This window comes from Roseiarcus sp. (assembly GCF_052145395.1).
Classification (GTDB): domain Bacteria; phylum Pseudomonadota; class Alphaproteobacteria; order Rhizobiales; family Beijerinckiaceae; genus Roseiarcus.
The window spans coordinates 1-7178 of sequence record NZ_JBKQOT010000568.1 but is presented as its reverse complement, the minus strand read 5'-3'; the positions used below and the strand labels follow the sequence as shown (position 1 = coordinate 7178).

Here is a 7178-nt window from a genome sequence, read left to right as displayed (position 1 = left end):
GCGCGATCGAGGCCGGATAGTCGGTCTTGGCCGGCGTCCAGCCGCTCTTCACCCACTTCTGCATTTCGGCGAGCGCAGTGGTCGCCTTGCCGAGGTTGTCGCCGTCGAGGAACTTGCCGTCCTTGAGGAACGCGCCGTCCTGCTGATTGAGCAAAGTATAGAAGATGCGCCACATCGACGCCGAGTCGCCGGGAACCGACAGTCCGGAAACGCCGTTGGCGGTGAGCTTGGCGAGCGCGGCGTCCCAGTTGGCGACGCCGTCGAGGCCCTTCGGCTTGCCGTCGTCGCCGAGCAGGCCGGCCTTTTTCAGAAGATCCTTGTTGTAATAGAGGATGATCGAGTGGATATCGAGCGGCACGCCATATTGCTTGCCGTCCGTCCCCTGCGCGGCCTTCCAGTTTGCCGGGCCGAAGTCGCTGGCCTTGATCCCGGAGGCGGCGAGTTCCTCGGGCGTGATCGGGCTCAGCGAGCCTGTCGAGATGCCGAGCGGCATGCGGGACTCATGATAGGTCATGATGTCAGGGCCCTGGCCGGTGGCCGTCGACGTCTGCACCTTGGTGTAGAACGGCACGCCCCAATCGAGGGTGGTGGCGTCGATCTGGACCTTGCCGGCATGCTCCTTGTTGAACTCGTCGAGCATGGCCTTCATGCGGATGCCATCGCCGCCACTGAGGAAGTCCCACCACACGATGGTCTCGGTCGCGTGCGCGGCTCCGACCATCAGCGCGGCCGTCGCGATGCCGGCGTAAAAGATTTTGCGGATCATCCGGTTCCTCCCAAAACTGTCCGTCCCGACGGGTTGTCCCCGGCATCGGGCAAGCTTCGCCGACTGGGGCGGAAAGCTGAACGGCCGGGATGGTAGCGAGGAAACGAGCCGGCGCCAAGCGATATTCATCCATAAGTTTGATACTGAGTGCAATCGGCGACAGGCGCTTTCCGAGTTCGGATTGGAAGATCTTGGCCGTCAGACGCCTCAAAAAGGTAGGCCAATGCCTCAAAAATCCGAAATCTCCCTGCCTTGACGAGGGCCGGAAAAGGCGTTCAATATATCCGACTTTCTGATACACAGTGAGGGAGGGAAACTTGAAGGCCACGATCACCGCCCATCGCGACTACCGGATCGGCGCCATCGACGGTCGATTGTACGGCGCCTTCCTCGAACATCTCGGCCGCGCGATCTATTCCGGCGTCTACGAGCCTTCGCATCCGACCGCCGACGCCAATGGGATGCGGCGCGACGTGATCGACCTCGTCCGCGAACTCAACGTTCCGATCGTGCGCTATCCCGGCGGCAATTTCGTATCCGCCTACAACTGGGAGGATGGCGTGGGCCCGCGCGAAAAACGCCCGACACGGCTCGACCTCGCCTGGCATACGTCGGAATCGAACGCGGTCGGCGTTCACGAGTTCGCTGACTGGTGCGACGCGGTCGGAACCGAGATGATGCTCGCCATCAACCTCGGGTCGCGGGGGCTCGACGAGGCGCGCAACCTCGTCGAATACGTCAACGGCCCGACCGGCAGCTATTGGGGCGACCAGCGCAAGGCGAACGGCCGCGCCGAGCCCTTCGGGGTCAAACACTGGTGCCTCGGCAACGAGATGGACGGGCCCTGGCAGGTCGGCCACAAGACGGCGCACGAATACGGCCGACTCGCCAACGAAGTGGCGAAGACGCTGCGCGCCTTCGACAATTCGCTCCAGCTCATCGTCTGCGGCTCGTCGAACTCCGACATGACCACCTATCCCGAATGGGAGCGGGTCGTGCTCGAACATTGCTACGAGGCGGTCGATCACATTTCGCTACACATGTATTTCGCTAACCGGACGAAGAACACGGCGGAATATCTCGCGCTCAGCGAGAAGCTCGACGCCTACATCGGGACCATCGCCTCGACCATCGAGTTCGTCCGCGCCGTGAAGCGCAGCCGGAAGCGCGTAACGATCTCGTTCGATGAGTGGAACGTCTGGTATCACTCGAACGCGCAGGACCGAGATGTCCTCGCTGGCGCCAAGGGCTGGCCGCATGCGCCGCGCCTGCTCGAAGACATCTACAATTTCGAGGACGCGCTGCAGGTCGGCTGCATCCTCAACACCTTCATCCGCCGGTCCGACATCGTCCGGATCGCGTGCATCGCGCAACTCGTGAACGTTATCGCGCCGATCATGACGGAGCCGAAGGGCGCGGCCTGGCGGCAGACGACCTACTATCCCTATTATTTTGCCTCTGCCTTCGGGCGCGGCGAAGCCCTTCGGCTGGCGGTCGAGTCGCCGGGCTACGATTCACAGGTCGCGGACAATGTGCCCTATGTCGACATTTCGGGCGTTCACGACGCGGAAGGCGCGAGGCTGACATTCTTCATTGTCAACCGGCACCCGAGCGAAACGATCGACCTCGAGGTGATCCTTCAGGGCTTCGGCGCCGCGACAGTCGGCGATCATCAGGTCCTCGCGGGCGTGACCCTCGAGGCCGCCAATACGCTTTCCGCGCCGCTGACCGTCACGCCAAAAAAGGGCTCGAGCGCCGCCGTCGCGGACGGCCTTCTGACCGCAAGGCTGCCGCCCTACTCTTACCAGATGATCCGTTTGAGCCTAGCGTGAGAATCCTCCTGCGCCAGATCCATCGCTCTGGCGGGCCTCGAACTGCTCTCGAGTCGCGTAGGCTTTCTGAGTGCCGCGCCGCGTGACGGAATCGGCGGCGTAGCGCGCCGCTCTATCCAGGGACGCCTTCACGTCGCCTGTTTCGACGTAATAGCAAGCGAAGCTGCCGATGAAGGCGTCCCCCGCTCCCGTAGTGTCGACCGGCGTTACGCGCACCGGTTCGATCGCGGTCGTCTCCGTCTGTGTCACGAGGAGGGCGCCGCGCTCGCCCATCGTGACGATCACCGTTCCGATCCCCTTTGCGGTCAGGCTCCGCGCCGCCGCTTCGATCTCCGCCACCGTGCCGACGGGAAGCCCAGTCAGGAGAGCGAGTTCCGTCTCGTTGGGCACAAAGAAGCTGACGTGCAGGATTCGCCGGAGATCGAGGGCGCTCGTCGCAGGCGCCGGATTGAGCAGCGTCTTGATCCCGTGCCGCTTGCCGAATTCGATCGCCGCGTAGACCGTCTCGAGGGGAATCTCGAGCTGAAGCAGGATCAGGTCGCAAGTCTTGAGATCCTCCGCCGCTCGCTCGATGTCGACAGGCAGGAGGTCGGCGTTCGCGCCCTTGACGATGAGGATCGAGTTCTCGCCCGACGGCTCGACCATGATCGGTGCGACGCCGCTCGATTTTCCCGCCGCTTTGGAAACGTGTCGGGTGTCGATTCCGAAGCTGGCGAAGTTCCTGGTCGTGTTGTCGCCAAACATGTCGTCGCCGACCTTGCTGACCATCAGGACATCAGCGCCGAGCTTCGCCGCCGCCACGGCTTGGTTCGCGCCCTTGCCGCCGCAACCCATCTCGAATGACGGCGCCTCGATCGTCTCCCCCTTCGCCGGCATGCGCGTCACATAGGTAATGAGATCAACCATATTGCTGCCGACCACCGCGATTCGCCCTGTCATGTCATGCCCCCTTCGCAGACTGTCGGGTGGATCGATGCAACTCGTTATCGGTCGTCATTTCGTCACTTCCTTCCGAACGGGAACCGCGGCAGTCGAACCGACTTCGCGCCCCCCTTCTTGCGCCGCCCGATCGAAGGGGACGCCGCCATTCCGTCACCGACGGTTGCGCATGACGTTGATCGCGATCACCAGGAGCAGGAACCCACCCCAGATAAAGTCGATGAGGAAATTGCTGAAGCGCAGGATCTGGAAGCCGGAGGACAGAAGCATCAGCGCCAGCACGGCGATGCTGACCCCGAGCACCGTGCCTCGCCCGCCCGCGGGGTTTGTTCCACCCAGCACCGCGATCAGCACCGCTTCGAGCAGATAGGAGGCGCCGTAATCCGATTTCGCCGCATTCGTTCGCCCCGACAGGATCAGGCCGGCGACGCTCGCCAGCACGCCCGTCAGAACATAGGATTGAAAGACGACGCGTTCGGTGTCGAGCCCCGCGAAGACCGCCGCCTTGGGGTTGGCGCCGATCAGCATCAGCTTCGCGCCGAAGGCCGTTCGCGACAAGATGAAGCTGACGCCCGCCGCCAGGACCAAGAAAATCAAAAAGGGCGCCGCGACACCGGCGACCTTGCCGTTGCCGATGAAATTCCAACCCGCCGGAAAGCCGACGATGGCGGGACCGCCGGTCATCACCAGGGCAAGGCCCGAGTAGACCTGGCTCGTGCCGAGCGTCGCCAGGATCGGCGTGATCCTCAGCTTGGCGATGAGAAACCCGTTGAGCGCCCCCGCCACGACTCCGACCGCCAGGGCGAGCGCGATCCCGCCGGCCACGGCGTTCAACCCGAGCGAAGCCGAGGCGCCTGGCGCGAGACGATGAAACAGAACGCCGGCCAGCACTCCGGCCAGATTGGCGATCCCAATGATCGAAAGGTCGATGCCCCCGGTCAGCATCGCCACCATGATCGCGATCGACAGCAGTCCGAGCTCGGGAAAGACGAAGCTGATCGACTCGAAATTGTAGAAGCGAAGGAACTTTTCCGGGCTGAGCGCCGCCATCACGACGAATACGGCGGCGGTGATAAGCAGCAATTGTCCGATATTGTCCTCACGGTTGATCAGACGACGAAAATCGAAAGCCCCCCTCTCGGCGCCCTTCGTCTTCATGCGACCCTCATGCGGTCGCGCCAGGCCGTCAGCGTCGTCGCCGCGATGATCACCAGCCCGACCACCACCTGCTGCCACGTCGTGTCGATGTGCATGATGATGAGGCTGTTCTTGATCATGACGAGCAGGAAGACGCCGAGAAGCGTGCCGAGCACGCTGCCCTTGCCCCCGAAAATACTGGCGCCGCCGAGCACGACGGCCGCGATGACATCGAGTTCGAAACCCACGAAGTCGCGAGGATTGGCGAGCCAGATCATCGAACTGTGCAAGAGCCCGGCGAAGCCGGCGAGCGCCCCGGCCGCACAATAGGCAAACAGCAGCGTCTTGCGCGTGTCGAAGCCGACCCGGGCCGCCGCCTCCGGCGCGCCTCCGAACGCATAAAGGCTGCGCCCGATCATCGTGTAGCGCAGCGCGAGATGGACCGCCAAGGCCAGGGCCGCATAGATCAGAATCATGGCGGTCAGGCCGTAGCGGCTGCCGTCTGCGAGCGTCAGGTTCACAATGTCTGTCTTGCCGAAATCGATGAGTTGAGGCGGCATCTTGTCGACATTGATCGTGCTGGTGCCGACGAGGCCCAACAACAAACCGCGGACGACGCTCGCAGTGCCGAGCGTCACGATGAGCGGGATCATGCGGAAGGCCCGGATGCAGAAAGCGTTGAAGGCGCCCAGAATGAGGCCGATCAAGGTCGCGGCGACGAATGGCAGGGCGACGCCCGTGTAGTTGAACTGCACCATGCCCTTCACGGTCAGATACATGGCCGCCACGGCAAAGGCCGGAAAGGACACATCGATCCCTCCCGAGATCATCACCAGCAGCACGCCGACCGCCATGATCCCGATGACGACATTGCTTCGCAGCAAGCCGAACTGGTTGTCGAGGCTCCAGAAAGCCGGATTGACGAGGCCGATGATGACCATGGCCAACAGGAGCGCGACCGCGACGATCGCCTCCGGGCGACGCAGGAGCGAAAGCGTCACCTCAGACTCCTCAAGCGATCGGTCAGCGCCTCCTCGGTCGCGCTCCCGGCCCTGTAGCGCTCGACGAACCGGCCCCGATGCATGAGGATGACCTCGTTGCAATTGCCCAGCAATTCCGGAACGTCGTCGGATATCATCAGCACCGCGAGTCCGCGCTTCACCGTGAGATCGCGGATGATTCGGTGGATCTCGGCCTTGGAGCCGACGTCGACGCCGACTGTCGGGCCGTTCAGGATGAGGATCCGCGCCTCGGTCAGCAGCCATCGCGCCAGCACCACCCGCTGCTGATTGCCGCCTGAGAGATCGCCGACGGACGTCGAACCGCTGGGAGCTGCGATCTGCATGGCGCGGATCATTTCCGCGGTCCAAGCCTCAGCGCGAGCGCGGTCGATCACGAGGCCGCGTGTGATCCTGTCGAACGAACTGGCGAGTATGTTTCGCTGAACGGACTGGGTCAGAAAGAGACCTTCGGTCAACCGGTCTTCAGGCACATAGGCGATGCGATGATGGATGGCGTCCGAGACGCCGCGGAGCGAGACCGGTTTGCCGTCGATGCGGATTTCGCCGGTATGGTGCGGCCGCATGCCGAAGAGCGCCAGCGCGAGATCGGTGCGTCCAGCGCCAATGAGGCCGGAAAGTCCGATAATGTCGCCTGACCGCAGACTGAGGTCGACTCCTTCCACCGCGCCCGGCACGGTCAAGCCCTTCAGCTCGAGCCGCGGCGGCGCCTCGGGATCGCCAGCCCCTTCGTAGATCGCGGTGGAAATGTCGTGACCCGTCATGTGGCGGGTGATCGAGACCTCGTCAAATTCGACGATCGGTCCTTCGATCACGACGCGCCCGTTGCGCATAACGGTCAGATTTTCACCAATCTCCAGCATCTCGCCGATCTTGTGGCTGACAAAGAGAACGGCGATGCCGTCGCGCTGGATGGCGCGAATGATCGTCATGAGCCGCTCCACCTCGTTACGGGTCAGCGCGGTCGTCGGCTCGTCCATGATGATCAACCGGGCGTCCGACATCAGCGCCCGAGCGATCGCGACGAGCTGCTTGGATGAAGTCGGCAGCGCGCCGACCTCGGCGTCGAGATCGATGTCGACCCCGAGTCGGTCGAGCGCCCGCCGGCCTATCCGGCGAACCTCGCGCCAGCTCACCAGCCGCCGGCTCTCGCGCAAAAAGGAATTCAGCGCGAGGTTTTCCGCGACGGTGAGGTTCCCGAACAGCGAAAAGTCCTGATAGATGACCTGGATTCCGTGATGAACCGACTCGACCGGAGTCAGGCGCCTGGCCGACGTCCCATCGATCAGAATCTCGCCTTCATCGGGCTGATAGACGCCCGACATGATCTTGATGATCGTCGACTTGCCGGAGCCGTTCTCCCCCGCCAGGCAATGAATCTCGCCCCGACGGACTGCCAGCGTCACGTTGTCGAGTGCGCGAATCCCGGCGAAATTCTTTCCGACGCCGTCGAGTTCGATAAGGCTGGCGTCCATCGAAAGCGGG

At 63.2% G+C, this 7178-nt stretch carries 6 protein-coding genes; 1 reads left to right on the top strand and 5 read right to left on the bottom strand.

What is annotated here, in order from left to right:
• Positions 1–766 (bottom strand): extracellular solute-binding protein (locus tag ACLP25_RS19575; protein WP_442470831.1); only part of this gene is annotated, 766 nt, incomplete at its 3' end.
• A 317-nt stretch (positions 767–1083) separates the two neighbouring features.
• On the opposite strand from ACLP25_RS19575, the gene arfA reads away from it, so the two are divergent.
• Positions 1084–2598 (top strand): arabinosylfuranosidase ArfA, encoded by a 1515-nt coding sequence (gene arfA, locus ACLP25_RS19570; protein ID WP_442470830.1) that lies wholly within the window; start codon positions 1084–1086, stop codon positions 2596–2598.
• On the opposite strand, the gene rbsK is transcribed toward arfA, so the two are convergent.
• The 4 genes from rbsK to ACLP25_RS19550 form a co-directional block, all read right to left on the bottom strand.
• Positions 2590–3537 carry a ribokinase gene (gene rbsK / locus ACLP25_RS19565; RefSeq protein ID WP_442470829.1) on the bottom strand — a complete coding sequence of 316 codons (948 nt, stop codon included), beginning with the start codon at positions 3535–3537 and terminating at the stop codon, positions 2590–2592. The genes arfA and rbsK overlap by 9 nt on opposite strands.
• 153 nt (positions 3538–3690) lie before the next feature.
• Entirely contained in the window at positions 3691–4695 is a 1005-nt protein-coding gene (locus ACLP25_RS19560) for an ABC transporter permease (RefSeq protein ID WP_442470828.1), read from the bottom strand.
• A complete protein-coding gene (locus tag ACLP25_RS19555) occupies positions 4692–5675 on the bottom strand; it encodes an ABC transporter permease (protein ID WP_442470827.1) in 984 nt (327 codons plus the stop codon). The genes ACLP25_RS19560 and ACLP25_RS19555 overlap by 4 nt, the downstream gene beginning before the upstream one ends.
• Positions 5672–7178, bottom strand: a 1507-nt coding sequence (locus tag ACLP25_RS19550) for a sugar ABC transporter ATP-binding protein (protein ID WP_442470826.1), incomplete at its 5' end; no start/stop codon positions are given. The genes ACLP25_RS19550 and ACLP25_RS19555, both read right to left, overlap by 4 nt.

Coding starts and splice junctions, on each gene's coding strand:
- rbsK (WP_442470829.1), bottom strand. CDS start 3,537: ATGACAGGGCGAATCGCGGTGGTCGGCAGCAATATGGTTGATCTCATT.
- ACLP25_RS19560 (WP_442470828.1), bottom strand. CDS start 4,695: ATGAAGACGAAGGGCGCCGAGAGGGGGGCTTTCGATTTTCGTCGTCTG.